This window comes from Pseudomonas sp. Z18(2022), from assembly GCF_036346535.1.
GTDB lineage: Bacteria > Pseudomonadota > Gammaproteobacteria > Pseudomonadales > Pseudomonadaceae > Aquipseudomonas > Aquipseudomonas yamanorum_A.
In genome coordinates this window covers 47653-65780 of sequence record NZ_JAOTOA010000012.1, presented here as the reverse complement: position 1 = coordinate 65780, position 18128 = coordinate 47653, and the positions used below count along the sequence as shown (strand labels likewise).

15 protein-coding genes are annotated in these 18128 nt (G+C 62.4%); 5 read left to right on the top strand and 10 right to left on the bottom strand.

Going from position 1 to position 18128, the window contains the following annotated elements:
• Positions 1 to 141 precede the first annotated feature (141 nt).
• From V3W39_RS21805 to V3W39_RS21795, 3 genes are all read right to left on the bottom strand, one after another.
• Complete coding sequence (locus tag V3W39_RS21805; protein ID WP_177045969.1) at positions 142 to 1467, bottom strand: sigma-54-dependent transcriptional regulator; 1326 nt, start codon at positions 1465 to 1467, stop codon at positions 142 to 144.
• Positions 1461 to 3227 carry an ATP-binding protein gene (locus V3W39_RS21800; RefSeq protein WP_177045971.1) on the bottom strand — a complete coding sequence of 589 codons (1767 nt, stop codon included), beginning with the start codon at positions 3225 to 3227 and terminating at the stop codon, positions 1461 to 1463. Before V3W39_RS21800 ends, V3W39_RS21805 begins: the two co-directional genes overlap by 7 nt.
• A gap of 231 nt (positions 3228 to 3458) precedes the next feature.
• Positions 3459 to 4982, bottom strand: coding sequence for a fumarate hydratase (locus tag V3W39_RS21795; protein WP_003214142.1), 1524 nt, complete (start codon positions 4980 to 4982; stop codon positions 3459 to 3461).
• A 299-nt stretch (positions 4983 to 5281) separates the two neighbouring features.
• On the opposite strand from V3W39_RS21795, the gene V3W39_RS21785 reads away from it, so the two are divergent.
• Together V3W39_RS21785 and V3W39_RS21780 are read left to right on the top strand one after the other, a co-directional pair.
• Positions 5282 to 6214, top strand: coding sequence for an iron-sulfur-binding ferredoxin reductase (locus tag V3W39_RS21785; protein WP_330213330.1), 933 nt, complete (start codon positions 5282 to 5284; stop codon positions 6212 to 6214).
• Between the two features lie 30 nt (positions 6215 to 6244).
• Positions 6245 to 6994, top strand: coding sequence for an enoyl-CoA hydratase-related protein (locus V3W39_RS21780; RefSeq protein ID WP_330213329.1), 750 nt, complete (start codon positions 6245 to 6247; stop codon positions 6992 to 6994).
• Positions 6995 to 7190: 196 nt separating this feature from the next.
• On the opposite strand, the gene pyk is transcribed toward V3W39_RS21780, so the two are convergent.
• On the bottom strand, positions 7191 to 8642 hold the full coding sequence (gene pyk / locus V3W39_RS21775; RefSeq protein WP_177045977.1) for a pyruvate kinase: 1452 nt from the start codon (positions 8640 to 8642) through the stop codon (positions 7191 to 7193).
• A gap of 175 nt (positions 8643 to 8817) precedes the next feature.
• On the opposite strand from pyk, the gene V3W39_RS21770 reads away from it, so the two are divergent.
• Positions 8818 to 9192: a tetratricopeptide repeat protein gene (locus V3W39_RS21770; protein ID WP_177045979.1), complete on the top strand. Its 375-nt coding sequence runs from the start codon at positions 8818 to 8820 to the stop codon at positions 9190 to 9192.
• Positions 9193 to 9417: 225 nt separating this feature from the next.
• Positions 9418 to 9777 carry a PilZ domain-containing protein gene (locus V3W39_RS21765; RefSeq protein WP_177045981.1) on the top strand — a complete coding sequence of 120 codons (360 nt, stop codon included), beginning with the start codon at positions 9418 to 9420 and terminating at the stop codon, positions 9775 to 9777.
• 27 nt (positions 9778 to 9804) lie between these two features.
• On the opposite strand, the gene V3W39_RS21760 is transcribed toward V3W39_RS21765, so the two are convergent.
• Genes V3W39_RS21760 through V3W39_RS21735 form a run of 6 tightly spaced genes read right to left on the bottom strand, consistent with a single transcriptional unit; the run spans position 9805 to position 16460 of the window.
• Positions 9805 to 11136, bottom strand: coding sequence for a DUF58 domain-containing protein (locus V3W39_RS21760; protein ID WP_177045983.1), 1332 nt, complete (start codon positions 11134 to 11136; stop codon positions 9805 to 9807).
• 7 nt (positions 11137 to 11143) lie between these two features.
• A complete protein-coding gene (locus V3W39_RS21755) occupies positions 11144 to 12124 on the bottom strand; it encodes an AAA family ATPase (protein WP_177120674.1) in 981 nt (326 codons plus the stop codon).
• Positions 12121 to 13278, bottom strand: coding sequence for a DUF4350 domain-containing protein (locus V3W39_RS21750; protein WP_330213328.1), 1158 nt, complete (start codon positions 13276 to 13278; stop codon positions 12121 to 12123). Before V3W39_RS21750 ends, V3W39_RS21755 begins: the two co-directional genes overlap by 4 nt.
• Positions 13275 to 14804 carry a DUF4129 domain-containing protein gene (locus tag V3W39_RS21745; protein ID WP_330213327.1) on the bottom strand — a complete coding sequence of 510 codons (1530 nt, stop codon included), beginning with the start codon at positions 14802 to 14804 and terminating at the stop codon, positions 13275 to 13277. Before V3W39_RS21745 ends, V3W39_RS21750 begins: the two co-directional genes overlap by 4 nt.
• A complete protein-coding gene (locus tag V3W39_RS21740) occupies positions 14791 to 15771 on the bottom strand; it encodes a stage II sporulation protein M (RefSeq protein ID WP_177078788.1) in 981 nt (326 codons plus the stop codon). Before V3W39_RS21740 ends, V3W39_RS21745 begins: the two co-directional genes overlap by 14 nt.
• A complete protein-coding gene (locus V3W39_RS21735; RefSeq protein WP_177045994.1) occupies positions 15768 to 16460 on the bottom strand; it encodes an RDD family protein in 693 nt (230 codons plus the stop codon). Before V3W39_RS21735 ends, V3W39_RS21740 begins: the two co-directional genes overlap by 4 nt.
• 189 nt (positions 16461 to 16649) lie before the next feature.
• Here V3W39_RS21735 and sbcB point away from each other — a divergent pair, with 189 nt between their 5' ends.
• Positions 16650 to 18077, top strand: coding sequence for an exodeoxyribonuclease I (sbcB, locus tag V3W39_RS21730; protein WP_330213326.1), 1428 nt, complete (start codon positions 16650 to 16652; stop codon positions 18075 to 18077).
• The last annotated feature ends 51 nt before the right edge of the window (positions 18078 to 18128 follow it).

Genomic DNA, 18128 nt, shown 5'->3' with positions numbered 1-18128 from the left:
AGGGGCGTGAGCGGAAATCCGCTTATGGTTGCGGGCCTCATCGCAGGCAAGCCAGCTCCCACCTTTGAATGTATTCACAAATCAAAAGGTGGGAGCTGGCTTGCCTGCGATGGCGCCCCACCCGGCGATACAAGAACCGGTTTAGAGGAACGAGTCCCGCGCCAAGCCATGGCGCTGCATCTTTTCATTGAAGGTGCGCCGGGGCAGTTGCAGTTCGGCCAGCACCGCCTTTATATCGCCTTTGTGCCGGGTCAGCGCGGCTTTCAGGCAGTGGGCTTCAAATGCTTCCTGCTGGGCCGCCAGGGATTGCCCGGCTTCGATGCCTTCCGGCTCCGGTTCACCCAGCCCCAGTACCTGGCGCTCGGCGACGTTGGCCAGTTCCCGCACATTGCCCGGCCAGTCATGGCTGAGCAGGCGGCCCAGCGCCGGCCCGCTCAACGGTGCAAAGTTGCGGCCCAGGCGTTCGGCGGCGCTGTGTGCAAAGTGCTCGAACAGCAGCGGAATGTCTTCCCGGCGCTCGCGCAGCGGTGGCAGGCGCAGTTGCGCGACGGTCAGGCGGTAGGCCAAATCCTCGCGAAAGCGTCCGGCACGGGCTTCATCCAGCAGGTCCGGCTTGGTGGCGGCGATGATCCGCAAGTCCACCTTGATGCTTTGATTGGAGCCGAGCCGTTCCAGTTTCTGCTCCTGCAACACCCGCAGCAATTTCACCTGCTGCGCCAGGGGCATGCTTTCGATCTCATCAAGAAACAGCGTGCCGCCGTCGGCGTATTCCAGCTTGCCAATGCGCTTGCCCTGGGCGCCGGTAAACGCGCCACTTTCATGGCCGAACAGCTCGGCTTCAAACAGCTGCTCGGGAATTGCCGCGCAGTTCAGCGCCACAAACGGCTTCTTGGCACGAGGGCCGAAATCATGCAGGCAGCGGGCGACCAGTTCCTTGCCGCTGCCGGTTTCGCCGCGAATCAGCACGTTGACCGGCAGGCCGGCCAGGTCCAGCACTTGGCGGCGCAGGTTCTGCAAGCCCCGGGACACTCCCAGCAAGCTTGATTCCAGCTGGGCGCGGTGATCGGCCTGTTGATGCAGGCGGCGGTTTTCCAGCACCAGGCCGCGCTTGTCCAGCGCCCGGCGCAGGCTGCTGAGCAGGGCTTCGGGGCTGAAGGGTTTTTCGAGGAAGTCGTAGGCGCCATCGCGCATGGCTTCGACGGCCATCGGCACATCGCCGTGGCCGGTGAGCAGAATCACCGGCAGGTCGGCGTCGCGCCGCTGCACTTCGGCCAGCAACTCCAGCCCGCTGAGGCCGGGCATGCGCACATCGCTCAGGATCACCCCGGGAAAATCCCTGGGCAATTGCGCCAGGCATTCCTCGGCGCGGCTGAACAGCTGCACCTCAAAGCCCGACAGGCTCAGCCATTGCTCGACGGCCGTGCGAATGCTGGCTTCGTCATCGACCACAATCACCGCATTCAACATAGTTCTGGCGTCTCCAGGGCGATGGGCAAGGTCAGGGTAAAGATCGCCCCGTCACCTTGGTTGCCGGCGCTCAGGCGGCCGCCGAGTTCGTGGACGATAGCGTACGACACGGCGAGCCCCAGGCCGAGCCCGTCGCCCACCGGTTTGGTGGTGAAGAACGGGTCGAACACGCTGTTGAGGTGTTCTTCGGCGATCCCGCCGCCGCTGTCGCTGACGGTCAGGCGCCACAGTTGCTGGTCGGCGTGCAGACGGATCTCCAGGCGCTTGCGCGGCTTGTCGGCCATGGCGTCGAGGGCGTTGCGCAGCAGGTTGATCATTACCTGTTCCAGGCGAATCGCATCGCCGCGGACCCAGGCCGGGCGGGTCAGGTCGAGGACTGTGCCGATGGCTTCGTCCCGCAGGCGGGCGTCGAGCAAGTGCAGGGACTGGTCCACCACTGTGGCCAGGTCGAGGCGTTCGCGCAGGCCGCTGGGGCTCTTGCGGGCGAAGGTCTTGAGGTGGCCGGTGAGGGCGGCCATGCGCGTGAGCATGTCGTCCAGCGGGGTCAGTGCCTGGTAGGCGTCGTCTACCCGGCCGTGGTCCAGCAGCAGCCGCAGGGTTGCCAACTGCATGCGCTGGGCGGTCAGCGGCTGGTTGATCTCATGGGCCAGGGCAGCGGACATCTGCCCCAGCGCCGCGAGCTTGGCGGACTGCACCAGGCCATCCTGGGCAGTGCGCAGGGCGCGGGTGCGTTCTTCCACCAGTTGTTCAAGTTCTTCACGGCTGCGCTGGCGCAGGCGGGCCAGGCGCCAGCGTTGGGTCAGGAACAGCACCAGGAACACCAGCGCCAGCCACGAACCGGCGGCAGCGAGGCCGGCGTTGCGTTGGTCTTCAAAGGCAACCTGTGGCTTGCGCAGCAGGTGCAGGGTCCAGCCTTCGGCCTTCAGCGGCAGGGATTCCCAAATGTAGTTGGCCTTGCCGTCGGGGCCGTCGACGCGCATCAGGTGGCTGTTTTCGTCAAAGCGCTGCAAGGCTTCGGCGTCCAGCGGCAGCAGTTGTTTCTTGTCGTATTGGCGCGTGGCCTTGAGTTCGGCGTGGTCGCTGTCCGACAACGGGCGCAGCGCGCGGTAGCGCCAGCCTGGCTGGTTGGCAATAAACACGATGCCCCGGGCATCGCTGACCAGCAGCAGGTCATTGCCCTGGGCCCATTCGCGCTCCAGTTCCGGGAATTCCAGCTTGACTACCATGGCGCCGAGGAACTGTTCGTTCTCGCCCACCACCGCGCTGGACAGGAAATACCCTGGAATCCCGGTGGTCACCCCCACCGCATAGAAGCGCCCGGTGCCCTGGCTCAGGGTCTGGCTGAAGTAGGGGCGAAACGCGTAGTTGTGTCCCACATAACTGCTGGGCAGGTTCCAGTTGCTGGCGGCCACGGCCAGGCCGTTGCGGTCCATCAGTTCCAGGGTGGAAGACTGGGCGGCACCGTTGATGCGCTCCAGCTTGCGGTTGAGCAAATCCTGGGTGGCGGTGTCCAGCGGGCCTTTCAAGGCGCTGATCATCTCCGAGTCGAGGGCCAGCACGGCGGGCAGGGCGCGGTAGCGTTCGATCAGGGTGTGCAGCGAGTTGCCATAGAGCATGAGCTGCTGATTGGCGCGGGCGGCGTCGTCCACCAGGGCCAGGCGTTCGGCGTGGCGGGTGGCCAAGGCGGCAGCCAGCATCGCGCCGGCAATGATCAGCAGGGAGTAGAAGGTCAAACGCAACGGGCGGGGAATCGCGATCATACGAAGATGAACAGTGCAATTGGGGGCGAGCACCATAGCATGAGGCGCATGGCTGTTGTGGCGAGGGAGCTTGCTCCCGCTGGGGCGCGTAGCGGCCCCAAAAAAATGGGAGCGCTGCGCACTGGAGCGCCAGCCCGGTCCAGCGCGAGCAAGCTCCCTCGCCACAGTAAGAGGTGTATGGCATAAAAAAGGCGACCGCATTGGTCGCCTTTTATCCCACAGGGGAAATGCTTACTGCACTTCTACCGCCAGGCTTTCACTGATCTTTTTCTGCCAGATGGCAGGACCTGTGATGTGTACCGACTCGCCCTTGCTATCAACGGCAACGGTGACCGGCATGTCTTTCACGTCGAACTCGTAGATCGCTTCCATGCCCAGTTCGGCGAATGCCACCACGCGGGATTTCTTGATGGCCTGGGCCACCAGGTAAGCCGCGCCGCCCACTGCCATCAGGTAAACCGCCTTGTGATCCTTGATCGCTTCGATAGCGGTCGGGCCGCGCTCGGATTTGCCGATCATGCCCAGCAGGCCGGTTTGCTCGAGGATCTGGCGGGTGAACTTGTCCATCCGCGTGGCGGTGGTCGGACCGGCAGGCCCAACCACTTCTTCGCGCACCGGATCAACCGGGCCGACGTAGTAGATGAAGCGACCCTTGAGGTCCACCGGCAGAGTTTCGCCCTTGTTCAGCATCTCGACCATGCGCTTGTGCGCCGCGTCGCGACCGGTGAGCATCTTGCCGTTGAGCAACACGGTTTCGCCCGGCTTCCAGCTCTGCACGTCTTCCGGGGTCAGGGTGTCGAGGTTGACGCGACGGGCCGACGGGCCGGCTTCCCAGACGATTTCCGGGTAGGCGTCCAGCGGTGGCGCTTCCAGCGACGCAGGGCCCGAACCGTCGAGCACGAAGTGCGCGTGACGGGTGGCGGCGCAGTTGGGGATCATGCACACCGGCAGCGAGGCCGCGTGGGTCGGGTAGTCCATGATCTTCACGTCGAGCACGGTGGTCAGGCCACCCAGGCCCTGGGCGCCGATGCCCAGTTGGTTGACCTTCTCGAACAGCTCCAGGCGCATCTCTTCGATACGGTTGGACGGGCCGCGCTTTTTCAGCTCGTGGATGTCGATGGATTCCATCAACACTTCCTTGGCCATCACGGCGGCCTTCTCGGCGGTGCCGCCGATGCCGATGCCGAGCATGCCCGGTGGGCACCAGCCGGCGCCCATGGTCGGAACGGTCTTGAGTACCCAGTCGACGATCGAGTCGGACGGGTTGAGCATGGCCATTTTCGACTTGTTCTCGGAACCACCGCCCTTGGCGGCCACGTCCACTTCCACGGTGTTACCCGGGACGATGGAGTAGTGGATCACCGCAGGGGTGTTGTCCTTGGTGTTTTTACGCGCACCGGCCGGGTCGGCGAGGATCGAAGCCCGCAGGACGTTTTCCGGCAGGTTGTAGGCCTGGCGCACGCCTTGGTTGATCATGTCGTCCAGGCTCATGGTGGCGCCATCCCAGCGCACGTCCATGCCCACACGTACGAACACGGTGACAATCCCGGTGTCCTGGCAGATCGGGCGGTGGCCGGTGGCACACATGCGCGAGTTGATCAGGATCTGTGCCATGGAGTCACGGGCCGCTGGCGATTCTTCGCGCAGGTAGGCTTCGTGCATCGCCTGGATGAAGTCAACGGGATGGTAATAGGAAATGAATTGCAGGGCGTCGGCAACGCTCTGAATCAGGTCGTCTTGCTTGATCACGGTCATGAGTCGCGCTCCTCTATAAGGGAACATTCAATAAAGGTGTCTTCAGTAAGGTGAATCGGTCGGCTGAAGGCACCTTTCCAAGGCACGCCGTATGGTGCAGGCGCGACGCTAAAAAGGCGCGGCAGTATAACCCGCCGCGGTGGCCGATACACCCGACTATGGTCATGAATGCCAGGCCCGATTCACCGTAGGAGCGAGCTTGCTCGCGAAAAACGTGAATCTGATGGGTTTCGTCAGGCGCCCCGCGTTATCGTTAGCGACCTTCGCGAGCAAGCTCGCTCCTACAGTTGAAGAGTTTTATGCCTGAACTTCACGTCGGCGAACGCCACTGGTCGGTAGCCACCGGCAGCAACCTGCTGGATGCCCTGAACCAGGCGGGTGTGGCCGTGCCCTATAGCTGCCGCGCCGGCAGTTGCCATGCCTGCCTGGTGCGTTGCCAGGGCGATATCCAGGACAATCAACCGGATGCTCTGAGCCCGGCGCAACGCCAGGACGGCTGGCGCCTGGCCTGCCAGTGCCAGGTCACGGGGGACGTGCAGGTCGAGGCGTTTGACCCGCTGCGTGACGGGCTGCCGGCGACGGTGCTGGGCGTCGACTGGTTGAACCCGAGCTTACTGCGCCTGCGGCTGCAACCCGAACGCGGCCTGCGCTACCGGGCGGGGCAGCATCTGGTGCTGTGGGCGGGCAGCGTTGCGCGGCCTTACTCATTGGCCAGCCTGCCCCAGGAAGACCCGTTTCTCGAATTTCACATCGATTGCCGCCTGCCCGGTGAATTCAGCGATGCTGCCCGCCGGTTAAAGGTTGGCGACAGCCTGCGCCTGGGTGAACTGCGGGGCGGCGCGTTGCAATACGATCCCGACTGGCAATCCCGGCCGCTGTGGCTGCTGGCCTCGGGCACCGGACTTGGCCCGCTGTGGGGCGTGTTGCGCGAGGCCCTGCGCCAGGATCACCAGGGCGCCATCCGGGTCATTCACCTGGCTCATGACGCAAACGGTCATTATCTGGCCGAGCCGTTGGCGCAACTGGCTGCGGCGCATCCGAACGTGTCGGTCGAGCTGTTGACGGCGGCTGAGGCAACCGAGGCTTTGGCGCAACTGCGGCTTGTTTCCCGGCAAACTCTGGCCTTACTCTGCGGGCACCCTGCCAGCGTCGAGGCCTTCTCCAAGCGCCTGTTCCTGGCCGGACTGCCGCGCAATCAACTGCTGGCCGATGTGTTCCTGCCCCGTGGTTGAGCGCTGAATTTTCCAGCCGCGAGATTTGCCATGACCGATGCCATCCTGCAGCAACGCGAACGCGGGTTGCTGATCCTGCAGCTCAACCGCCCGGACAAGAAAAACGCCCTGACCCGCGCCATGTACAGCCAGCTGGCCGAGGCGCTGGAACAGGCCGATGCCGATAACGGCGTCAACGCCGTGTTGATCCAGGGCAGCAGCGAATGCTTCACCGCCGGTAATGACATCGGCGACTTCCTTGAACAACCACCGGCGGATCTCGACAGCCCGGTGTTTCACTTCATGCGCAGTTTGCTCAATTGCCGCAAGCCGGTGATCGCAGCGGTGGCAGGCGTGGCGGTGGGGATTGGTACCACGCTGCTGCTGCATTGTGACCTGGTGTATGTGAGCCGGGATGCGCGGTTGCGCATGCCGTTCGTCAACCTGGGGCTGTGCCCGGAGTTTGGCTCCAGCTTGATCCTGCCGCGCTTGTTGGGGCATGCCAAGGCGGCGGAATTGTTACTGCTGGGTGAAGGGTTCAGCGGTGAGCAGGCGGCTATCTGGGGCATCGCAACCGAAGCACTGGGCAGCGGTGAATCTGCCTTGGCCAAGGCGCGGGACGTCGCCGGACGCTTCGAAACCCTGGCGCCGGGCGCGGTGCAGGTCAGCAAGCATCTGATGAAAAGCGTTGATCGCGAGCAGTTGCGCAGGGTGATCGAGGAGGAGGGGGCGTTGTTTACCCAGCGGTTGAAGTCGCCGGAGGCGATTGCGGCGTTGTCGGGGTTTATCGCCAGGCGATGAAGAAGTGTTGTGGGAACGGGCCTCATCGCAGGCAAGCCAGCTCCCACAGTTGACCGAGTTGACTTGAAGAAGCGCGATTAACTGTGGGAGCTGGCTTGCCTGCGATGAGGCCCTGCCAGCCAATGGAACATCCCGATCTGCAATGCAAAAAGCCCCGCCATTCACATGGCGGGGCTTTTGTTTTTCAGCGTGTCACTCAGACCATTGGGTCGCCAACGTGCAGGATCTTCATGCCGTTGGTGCCGCCGATGGTGTGGTAGCTGTCGCCCTTGGTCAGGATGACCCAGTCGCCTTTCTCTACTACGCCGCGCTTGAGCAACTCGTCGATCGCGGCCTGGCTGACTTGCTCAGGCGGCAGCGATGCCGGGTCGAACGGTACGGTGTAGACACCACGGAACATGGCCGCGCGGGCCTGGGTTTCGCGGTGCGGGGAGAATGCGTAGATCGGGATCGAGGAACGAATGCGCGACATGATCAACGGCGTGTAGCCACTTTCGGTCAAGGCGATGATCGCTTTCACGCCCGGGAAGTGGTTGGCGGTGTACATGGCGGCCAGGGCGATGCTCTGGTCGCAGCTTTCGAACACTTTGCCGATGCGGTGGCTGGAGGTCTTGCTGGTCGGGTGCTTTTCAGCGCCGACGCAGATGCGCGCCATGGCCTGCACAGCTTCCAGCGGGTACGGGCCTGCAGCACTTTCAGCCGAGAGCATCACGGCGTCGGTGTAGTCGAGCACGGCGTTGGCCACGTCGGACACTTCGGCACGGGTTGGCATCGGGTTCTGGATCATCGACTCCATCATCTGGGTCGCAACGATCACCGCTTTGTTGTGGCGACGTGCGTGCAGGATGATTTTCTTCTGGATACCGATCAGCTCGGCGTCGCCGATTTCCACACCGAGGTCGCCACGGGCAACCATCACGGCGTCGGAAGCCTTGATCAGGCCGTCGAGGGTTTCGTCATCGGCCACGGCTTCGGCGCGTTCGATCTTCGCCACCAGCCAGGCAGTACCGCCGGCTTCGTCGCGCAGTTTACGGGCGTATTCCATGTCGGCAGCGTCGCGCGGGAAGGATACCGCGAGGTAGTCCACTTCCATTTCGGCGGCGAGCTTGATGTCGGCCTTGTCTTTTTCAGTCAGGGCTGGAGCGGTCAGGCCACCGCCGCGGCGGTTGATGCCTTTGTGATCCGACAGCGGGCCGCCGATGATCACGGTGCAGTTCAATTCGGTTGGGGTGGCGGTGTCGACGCGCATGACCACGCGACCGTCGTCCAGCAGCAGTTCGTCGCCGACGCCGCAGTCTTTCACCAGGTCGGGGTAGTCGATACCCACTACGTCCTGAGTGCCTTCGGTCAGCGGGTGGCTGGTGGAGAAGGTGAACTTGTCACCGATCTTCAGCTCGATTCGCTTGTTGGCGAATTTGGCGATACGGATTTTCGGGCCTTGCAGGTCACCCAGCAGTGCAACGAAGCGGCCGTGTTTGGCGGCCAGGTCACGCACCAGCTTGGCGCGAGCCTTGTGCTCGTCCGGGGTGCCGTGGGAGAAGTTCAAACGGGCAACGTCCAGGCCAGCCAGAATCAGCTGTTCGAGGACTTCCGGCGAGTTACTGGCCGGGCCAAGGGTGGCGACGATTTTGGTACGACGGACGGACATGCACGGACTCCTGAGTTCAAGCGCTGAGGAAGGCTACTATGCTCTTTGGTTGTAGTCATTGTTCGTTTGCACTACTTATCGATGATTCGCTTGTTTTCACTCTGCATGAACAGATGAACAACCTTGAAGATTTTCGATGAAGGGTCGATACACTGCACAAGACAGGAGAACCCCCATGCGAATCGTGATCATTGCTGCCCTGGCCGTCAGTGTTGTCGGCTGCACCCGTTGGTCGATGGACCATCATTTGAACAATGCGTACCGCGCTTACGGCGTAGGCGATTGCCAGCGGGTCACCCTTGAGTTGTCCCAGGTCGACCGTGAAAGCCGTTCCCGGCGCTACGTGCAACCGGAGGTCTCGATGTTGCGCGGGCAGTGCCTGGAGCGGGAGAAACTGTTCGTCGATGCGGCGCAAACCTATCAGTTCATCATCAGCCAGTACCCGGCGAGCGAGTACGCGTTTCGCGCTCGTGCACGCCTGGATACCCTGCAACAGCTGGGGCATTACCCCGGCGCCAGTACCGCCCAGCCGCGTCCGGCGTCACTCTGATGATATTTGTCATGCTATGGCTGGCTCGTTGCCAGTCTTGGGCTAATCTTTGAATATCGGTTTGTATAGGTTTCTATTCGAACGGATGGAATACCCGGATTTGGCAGCTGTAAGGTGACAAAGCATTGGCTGTTGTCGCACCGATATCCGGGGAGAGCGGGCCTTTGGGCTCGTTCCGAATCACTGGAGCGGCCAAACTCATGGCCATTGGATGGCGACCTCATCATGTTTACGCAGCGACGGATCGAGCGGCATCAGTTACCTTGCTTCCTTCAGGTCTTCAATCGCCTGACGGACAAACCCATTGGCTATTTGGGCAATGTTTCCGAGAAAGGGCTGATGTTGATCAGCCAATTGCCCATGATGGTCGATGTGGCATTCGAGCTGCGCCTGAAAATTCCCGGCCCCGAGGGCGAGGTACAGGCGGTAGACCTCACGGCCACCTGCCTGTGGTGCCATGAGGATATAAACCCGCAGCATTACGACTCCGGGTTCAGCGTGTCACAGGCGCCCGCCGAATATGGGGAGGTGATCAGCGCCCTGTTGAATTACTTCAGCTTTGATCCATTGCAGGCCTCTGCCTAGGTTCTGTGCAGTGCTGCGCGCGAGGTTTCATAGCGCTCCGGCTTTTTTCCAGCCCAGGTAGCGGGTCACCAGGGAGGCTCCGAGTTCCGAAGGCAGTGTGTCCAGAACCGACAGACCATGGGCGTTCAAGCGGCCGTGGAGTTCATCCCGGGTATTGAGATAGTCGATGTTGCCGCAATAGGCCAGGGCTTCGGGCAGGGTTTGCACGGGGGCCTGGCGCAACTGGTCAAGGACTTCCTCCCGCAGGCTTGCAACCAATACCCGGTGCTGGCGGCTGATGCGTTTGACGGCGCTCAGCAACTCTTCATCATCCTCATCGCGCAAATTGGTTACCACGATCACCAGCGAGCGACGTTTCTGCCGGGCCAGCAGTTGGCTGGCGGCCGCCTGGTAATCAGCGGTACGACGGGAAGTATCCAGGTCATACACCGCATTCAGCAGCAAGTTGAGCTGGCCACTGCCTTTGACCGGTGCCAGGTAGCGCGGCTGGTCGCAGGCAAACGTACAGAGCCCCACGGCATCGCCCTGGCGCAACGCCACGTAACTGAGTAGCAGGCAGGCATTGAGGGCGTGGTCAAAATGCGACAGTTCGGCGTCCTGGCTGCGCATGCGCCTTCCACAATCGAGCATGAACATAATCTGCTGGTCACGTTCATCCTGATATTCCCGGGCGATCGGCGTGCGTTGCCGGGCGGTGGCTTTCCAGTCGATCTGGCGCAGGCTGTCGCCCTCGCGAAACTCGCGCAGTTGATGAAACTCCAGGCCCAGCCCGCGTCGTTGCCGCTGGCGTACACCAAGCTGGTTGAGCCAGTTGTCCACTGCCAGCAACTGCGCACCGTACAGGCGTGCGAAGTCCGGGTAGACGCGGGTGGCATCGTTGACGTCTATCAGGCGCCGTGCGGACCACAGCCCCAGGGCACTGGGAAGATGGATTTCACACCGGGTAAAACTGAAATGCCCGCGTCTTAGCGGCCGCAGCCGGTAGCCCAGCTCACTGTGCTCACCCGGGCGAAGTTCGATGGATTGGGGCAGGTTCTCCACCGCCAAACCCTCGGGCACATGATCGAATACCTGGACCATCAGCGGCTGGGGATAATCGTGCTCCAGTGTCACCCGCACGTCTCCCCAGCGCCCCAACGCCAGGCTGCCGGGCATCTGCCGTCGCACGCGCGGGGACGGCCGGCGGCGCAGGCGGATGGCATCCAGCAGGGCCAGCAGCAACAGAGCCAGCAGCAAGCCCCAGGTCACGGAGTGCAGGGTGTCTGGCACCTTGACCTGCAGCGCCATCAACGTGCCGAGCAGAATACCCAGGCCCAGCAGCACACCGAGCCAGATCAATAGCAGGCGAGTCGGTCTCATGGGCGTGTCATTGCCGTGGCGCCGGGACTTGGTCCAGCAGTTGCCTGAGCACCTGGTCGACTTCCAGCCCGTCGATATCCAGCTCCGGGGCAATGCGCACCCGATGGCGCAACACTGCCAGGGCACAGCCCTTGATGTCGTCCGGAGTCACGAATTCGCCGCCCCGCAGCAGGGCCCGTGCCCGTGCGCCACGAACCAGGGCAATGGAGGCCCGGGGCCCGGCACCGATGGTCAGGCCCGGCCAACTGCGGGTGGTACGGGCCAGGCGCACGGCGTAGTCGAGTACTTGTTCGTCCAGGGGCAGCTCGCTGGCGATCTGTTGCAACAGCAGCACATCTTCAGCGTGCAGCACCGTGCGCAGCGGTTGTACGTCGAGCATGTCGGCCCGGGACGAGCGGGTGACTTCGCGCACCATGTCCAGTTCCTGCTGCGCCTCGGGGTAGTCCATGCGCACCTTGAGCATGAAACGATCCAGTTCGGCTTCAGGCAAAGGGTAAGTGCCTTCCTGCTCGATGGGGTTCTGGGTGGCCAACACCATGAACGGTTGGCCGATGGGCAGTGCCTCGCCTTCGAGGGTTACCTGGCGCTCCTGCATGGCTTCCAGCAAAGCGGCCTGGGTTTTTGCCGGGGCGCGGTTGATCTCGTCGGCCAGCAACAGGTTGGTGAACAGCGGCCCTTTGCGCAGCTTGAACTGCTCGGTATGCAGGTCGTATACGGCATGGCCGGTCACGTCGCTGGGCATCAGGTCCGGCGTGAACTGGATGCGCGCGAACTCGCCCCCAAAACAGCGCGCCAGGGCACGTACCAGCAAGGTCTTGCCCAGGCCGGGAACACCTTCGAGCAGCACATGGCCGCCGGCGATCAACGCGGTGAGCACGTCATCGATCACCTGATCCTGGCCGATGACCGCCTTGCGCAGTTCGATGCGCAAAGCCTGGGCCAGTTGGCTGGCGCGCTGAAGCGGGTCAGTGGCGGGTAATTCGCTCATAGGGCATTCCTGAGGGTTTGCAGGCAGGCCACCTGGCGGCTGAAATCGGCGCTGGAGAGCCGCTTCACCGGGAGTGGGCCGAGGGCCTGGCTGATGACGAGGGAGGGTTGGCGAGTCAGGTGTTCAAGAACCCGCAATTGTTCGGTGGCGTCGAGGTATTCGAACCCGGGATGACGGCGTCGGGCTGTGCGCTGGATGTCGTGCTGCAAGGCGAGCAGCAGGCTGTTTTGCCCGCTGCGGCGCAGCAGGAAGTCGGCACTGGCTTTCAAGTGTTCCTGCAGTTGCCGGCGCGCCTTGGGGGCCGGCTGCCGGATCGGGCCCTGGCGCATGCCGGCGTGCCACAACCCCAGGGCAATCAGTGCGGCAAGTGCCACCAGTGCCTGGGGGAAGTAGCGCAGCAGCAGGCTGAACAGATCCTCGACATCGGTGTTGGACAGCAGTGTGACGTGGGTGCCTTGGCTCAGGTACCAGAGCAGCCAGGCGTTATCGTGCAGGCCGATGGCCGGGGTTTTCCACAGATCGCTGTCGGTGACCACCGTCACACGGCCTTGCCCGAGGTTGACCTGCATCAGATGCGTCGACTTGGCACTGTTGGCCGAGAATTGCGCGAGGTGTTTGGGGTCGGTGAGATTGAAGTCGGTGTCGAAGCTGAAGTAGGCCGGGGCCGTTTCGTTGTCCACATAGAGCTTGGTCAGGTCCGGCGTTTTCTTTTTGCGCGCGGGTGCCGGAGCATCGAACGTTTCACTGAAGGACTGGTGTATCTGCACGCGATCCAGCAGCAGGTCGCCACTTTTGCCGGTGTCCTCATCCCACAGCGCTTCGGCTACCAGCAACAGATGGCCGCCCGCCCGGGTCCATTGCAGCAGTTGATCCACCTGGGGCGGGCTCATGTTGCTGCGCTCGCCGAGCAACAGCAGGCTGTTACCTATGGGCGAAAGGCTGGCCAGCCGCTCCAGGCTGTTGGCATGTTCCACCACCAGGCCTTGCTGGCGCAGAAAGTGTTCCGCTGCCAGGTAAGGATTGGCCAGGGCCTCGGGCGAAGCGCCACGATCCACCACTTCCTGATACGGAATCGCCTTGTGCCAGGCATAAAAACCGCCTGCGGCCAGCAAACACGCCACAAGCACTGCGACCCACAGCAGTGGCCGGTTCATTGTGCCGCTCCCGGGCCGAACAGGCTTCGCCAACGGCTGCATAGCTGTTGTTGCGCCAGGGCCGGCGGAAGGCGGTGGCCATAGGCGAGGTTTTGCCAATAACGGGTCAGCTCATCGCTGAATGCAAGCAATTGCGGTTGTTGCAATTGGCGGATGTGCTCCAGGACCTGGCCTTCCGTGTCGGCGTTTTTCAGTGGCAGGTTGAAGTCGTACAGCAGGCGGCTGAGCAAGCCCCGGTAAAGCAAACCGAGGGCTTCCCGGGGCTGAGTGGCCCAGAGCTGTTCGGCGGTGCTGGCGATATCTTCGGGTAAGGTTTCTGCGCCCAGTTCCAGGCCGAACATTTGAGCGGGGGCAGGTGTGGCTATCTTGGGCTGGCGCGGGCTGCGCCGGCTGACAAATGCATGCAGCCAGTCGCGATAACGCCAGATCACCAGTGCCAGCCCACCCACCAGCAATCCCCAGAGCAGTACTTCAAGGGCTTTGGCGATGTGCTTGAACGAGTCGCTGTTGAGGTTTTTCAGCAATGCTTCCAGCCAGGCCGGTAGCTTGGCGTCGGCTGCGGGCTTGTTTTTGTCTGCTGTTTTTTCGTCACCGAACCGGTAGCGGGTGACGGTTTCCGGATTCTTGAACGGTGGCTGCTCCAGCAGCGCCTTGATCGACTGATTCGCCGATTCTGTACTCAGGGGCGTTTGGGGCGGCGATTCATCGGCCCACACCGGTGGAATCGCCGGGACCAGCATCAGCCCGATCACCAGCAGCAGGGCCGGTGCCACGCCACTCAGGCGCTGGCGCAGTCGGCGGAACACCAACTCCAGGTCCCAGGCTTCCAGTACGGTGCGGCGGTTCAGGTACAGGCTGAAACCACAAGCGACGTAGATAGGCTCCCAGAACACCAGGATCAAGGCATAGAAAGCGTTGGTCAGGTGCTCCAGCCATAGCCAGTCGTGCCCGGCGGTGAGTACCAGCTGTTGCCAATCCCAGTCCCGTTCGACCTCTTGCGGCAGGAAGAAATAGAACACCGCCATCAACCCGAACCACAAGGCGATTTCCAGGTGCACTCCGATCAGGGTCAGCCAGCGGGCGGCGCTGGCGTTGCGTTGTTGCAGTACCCCAAGACGTTGCTGGCGTGCCTGGCCTCGCAGGCCTTCGAGCTGGACCACCGGCATCACGAAGCTGCGGCTCAGGCTGAAGCGCCGCCAGGTCAGGCTGGCCAGCAATTGGCCCTTGAGCAGGCGCGGCCATTGGCGCAGGGCCTGCTTGAGGCTGGGTGTTTCGCCGAACAGGGCCTTGGACAGGATATACAGCGGCAGGCGGTCGAATGCCGGTTTCAACCACCAGAACAGCAGCAGTGCGGTGGACGGGTGATTCCACAGCAGCAGGCTGAACAGGGCGAAGACCGGCAAGGTCACGAGGGCCCAACTGCTCATCAGCAGCAGCCGGTGTTCGCGGGCCAGCAGGATACCGAGGTCCATGGCTTCCCAGGCGTTGCGTGGGCGGATCACGACGCTGGCATCACTCAGGCGCATGGCGATTGCGTCCGGCAAACAGCAGGTAGGTGGCCATCAGCAACCACAGGGCGGCGCCCACCAGGTACTTGATCCACGGCGCCACGGCCGTGGTGGAGGACCAATACGCTTCGATAAACGCAGCGATCAGCAGGAACACCATTACCCCACAAATCATTTGCACGCTTTTGCGCGCGGCCAGTCGCAGGGATTCGCCTCTTGTCAGTTGCCCCGGCGCAATCAATGCCCAGCCCAGTTGCAGGCCCGCGGCACCAGCCAGGGCGATAGCACTGAGTTCGAAGGCGCCATGGCCAATCACGAATGACCAGAAGGTCTGGCCGTAGCCGATTTGAGTCAGGTGCCCGGCGACGGCACCAATGATCAGGCCGTTGAAGAACAGGAAAAATACGCTGCCCAGGCCAAACAGCAGCCCCGCGGCAAAGGTTTGGAACGCGATGCCGATGTTGTGCATCACGTAGTAGCCAAACATCATCCAGTCTTCGCTGGAGGCGCGTTCGGCGGCCCGGCCCAGACGGCTGGCATCGGGGTCGTACATGCCCTGCATCTCGGCCACCTGTTGGGGGCTGACGATGCTGTAGATCAAGTCCGGAAACAGGTACACCAGCAAGGCAATGCCGATCAGGCTGCCAAAGAACAGCAGGCTGGCGGCCAACACGAATGGCCATTGCGCGCGAACCAGCCTGGGGAAGTCGGCCAGCAGGAAGCTCAGCACGTTTGCTCCCAGTTGGCTGCGATTTCGATACAACTGTTGATGGCCGCGCAAGGCCAGTTGCTGCAGCGGGTCCACCAGATAACTGCTGTAGCCGCGTTCCTGGGCCAGGGCGAGGTGCTGGCACAGCTGCCGGTATTGATGAGGGAAGTCGGCGAAGTCGGTGCCTTTGGCTTTGCCTTTCTCCAACTGCGTCAACTGCTCGGCAAAGGCTTGCCATTGTGGTTGGTGACGGCTTTCGAAAAGACTCTGCTTCATGCTGGCCCCAACAGTCCGCGGGCCACGCCATTGAGTTCCGCCACGGCGCGGGCAGGGGAGACCTGCAGGGGCGTAGCCAGGATCGCGGCCAGTTCGTTGACGCGTTCGGCGGACAGTTCGCCCTGGCGTTCGGCGAAGCTGAGAATGGCCCGTTGTTCGTTCAGCTCAAGGGCGAACGGCAGGCGCAGCGCGGGGGCTTGTGGTACTTGCGGGCGGGGAAGCGGCTGTTCGCGATAGATCACCAGGGTCCCGGCGGCCAGGTCGCCCAGGCGCTTGAAGTTGGGGTGTTGCAGGCAACTGATGGCGCCGAGGAAGTAGCCGAACGGCAGCATGTCGACAAAACGCAGCAGGTTGCGGATCAGCGAGGCGGACCAGCCGATGGGCGTGCCATCGTCCTGTACCACCCGCAGGCCCATTATCTGCTTGCCGGGCGAGCAGCCCTGGTTGAGCACCTCGAACAGCACCATGTACCACCAGCTGACGAGAAACAGCAGCAGCGAACCCAGGCCTATGCCCAGGTTACCGAGGAAGGCCAGCGCAATAAAAAGAATGCCGAGAATCAGGCCGCGCAACCCGAGGTCGAAGGCAAAGGCCAGCGAGCGGACCAGCAGGCCGGCCGGGCGCAGGGGCAGGTCGATGCCCTCCGGGGTCTCGATCTGGTAGCGGGTATCCAGTGGCGCAGGTGGCATCGCGTTCCTTGGCAGTGCGGCGCTGGCGCCTGGGCGGCAGCGGCGGGGTTGGAAAGACCGATGCTAGCAGTGTCGACGGTGGAAGCAACCACCCAACGATTTACTGAATGTTTGTACAGTGAACACAGCGCTGGCCGCCGGTGCCTTCCAGCGCCTAGACTTTGTCGGTCTTCAGCACAGGAATAGCCCGTGACCACCATTTTCTGGTACGACTATGAAACCACCGGCATCAACCCGCGTACCGACCGCCCGCTGCAGGTAGCCGGTATTCGCACCGACCTTGAACTCAACGAGGTAGGGCCGCCGGTCAACCTCTATTGCCAGCCCGGCGACGATATCCTCCCGCACCCGGCAGCGTGCGCGATCACCGGCATCACCCCTGGCGTGCTGGCGGAGAAGGGCCTGGCCGAAGCCGACTTCATGACCCGGGTGCACGCTGAACTGGCAGCCCCGGGCACCTGCGGGGCCGGCTACAACACCTTGCGTTTTGACGATGAGATGACGCGCTACAGTTTGTATCGCAACTTTTTTGACCCTTATGCCCGCGAGTGGCAAGGCGGTAACAGCCGCTGGGACCTGATCGACGTGGTACGCACCGCCTATGCCCTGCGCCCGGACGGAATCGTCTGGCCGGAACAGGACGGGCGCGTCACCCTCAAGCTTGAGCGGCTGACCGCCGCCAATGGTATCGACCACGGGCAGGCTCACGATGCCTTGTCCGATGTGCGCGCCACCATCGCATTGGCCCGGTTGGTCCGCGAAAAGCAACCCAAGCTCTATGACTGGCTGTTTCAACTGCGTAGCAAGCAACGGGTCATGGACCAGGTGCGGTTGTTGCAACCGATGGTGCATATTTCCGGGCGTTTTTCTGCAGAGCGTCATTACCTGGGCGTGGTGCTGCCCTTGGCGTGGCACCCGCGCAATCGCAATGCATTGATCGTCTGCGACCTGGGGCTCGATCCCCAGGGCCTGTTGGACGAGGACGCGCAGACCTTGCGCCAGCGTCTATATACCCGTCGTGACGACCTTGCCGAAGGTGAGTTGCCGGTACCGCTCAAATTGCTGCACATCAATCGCTGCCCGGTGGTCGCGCCGTTAAGTGTGCTTCGGGCGCAAGACCGCGAGCGGCTGCAACTGGATATGGATGAGTATGCGGCGCGCGCCCTGCGGCTAAGCGACGCACAAGAACTATGGCGCGATAAATTACCGGCGATTTATGCCGAGGAAGATTTTGCGTCGAGTGCCGATCCGGAGCAGCAGTTGTACGATGGTTTTATCGGTGATCGTGATCGACGTTTATGTGAACAAGTGAGAGTCGCCGAGCCTGAGCAATTAGCACGGCAGCAATGGCCTTTTGATGACGAACGTTTGCCTGAATTATTATTTCGCTATCGCGCCCGTAACTTCCCTGAAACCTTGAGTAGTGAGGAGCAACAGCGCTGGAGAGTTTTCTGTCAGCAGCGTTTGTCAGACCCGCAATGGGGCGCACCAAACACCCTCGAGGATTTTAAACAGGCGCGTGTTGAGTTGGCTGTTAGTGCTACACCGTTTCAGCGGCAGGTGCTTGATGAGTGGCAGGAATATGTTGACGCTTTAGCAGCTCGAATGAGCCTGTAATCGGTGCCAGGGTAAAAGATGGACAATAAAAAACGCCAGCAAGCTGGCGTT

Excerpts from the sequence above, each read along its gene's own strand:
- V3W39_RS21735 (WP_177045994.1), bottom strand. The coding sequence starts at position 16,460 with ATGCCACCTGCGCCACTGGATACCCGCTACCAGATCGAGACCCCGGAG.
- V3W39_RS21800 (WP_177045971.1), bottom strand. The coding sequence starts at position 3,227 with ATGATCGCGATTCCCCGCCCGTTGCGTTTGACCTTCTACTCCCTGCTG.
- V3W39_RS21785 (WP_330213330.1), top strand. The coding sequence starts at position 5,282 with ATGCCTGAACTTCACGTCGGCGAACGCCACTGGTCGGTAGCCACCGGC.
- pyk (WP_177045977.1), bottom strand. The coding sequence starts at position 8,642 with ATGTCCGTCCGTCGTACCAAAATCGTCGCCACCCTTGGCCCGGCCAGT.
- V3W39_RS21750 (WP_330213328.1), bottom strand. The coding sequence starts at position 13,278 with ATGAACCGGCCACTGCTGTGGGTCGCAGTGCTTGTGGCGTGTTTGCTG.
- V3W39_RS21755 (WP_177120674.1), bottom strand. The coding sequence starts at position 12,124 with ATGAGCGAATTACCCGCCACTGACCCGCTTCAGCGCGCCAGCCAACTG.
- V3W39_RS21805 (WP_177045969.1), bottom strand. The coding sequence starts at position 1,467 with ATGTTGAATGCGGTGATTGTGGTCGATGACGAAGCCAGCATTCGCACG.
- V3W39_RS21760 (WP_177045983.1), bottom strand. The coding sequence starts at position 11,136 with ATGAGACCGACTCGCCTGCTATTGATCTGGCTCGGTGTGCTGCTGGGC.
- V3W39_RS21740 (WP_177078788.1), bottom strand. The coding sequence starts at position 15,771 with ATGAAGCAGAGTCTTTTCGAAAGCCGTCACCAACCACAATGGCAAGCC.
- V3W39_RS21795 (WP_003214142.1), bottom strand. The coding sequence starts at position 4,982 with ATGACCGTGATCAAGCAAGACGACCTGATTCAGAGCGTTGCCGACGCC.
- V3W39_RS21745 (WP_330213327.1), bottom strand. The coding sequence starts at position 14,804 with ATGCGCCTGAGTGATGCCAGCGTCGTGATCCGCCCACGCAACGCCTGG.
- V3W39_RS21780 (WP_330213329.1), top strand. The coding sequence starts at position 6,245 with ATGACCGATGCCATCCTGCAGCAACGCGAACGCGGGTTGCTGATCCTG.
- V3W39_RS21765 (WP_177045981.1), top strand. The coding sequence starts at position 9,418 with ATGTTTACGCAGCGACGGATCGAGCGGCATCAGTTACCTTGCTTCCTT.
- V3W39_RS21770 (WP_177045979.1), top strand. The coding sequence starts at position 8,818 with ATGCGAATCGTGATCATTGCTGCCCTGGCCGTCAGTGTTGTCGGCTGC.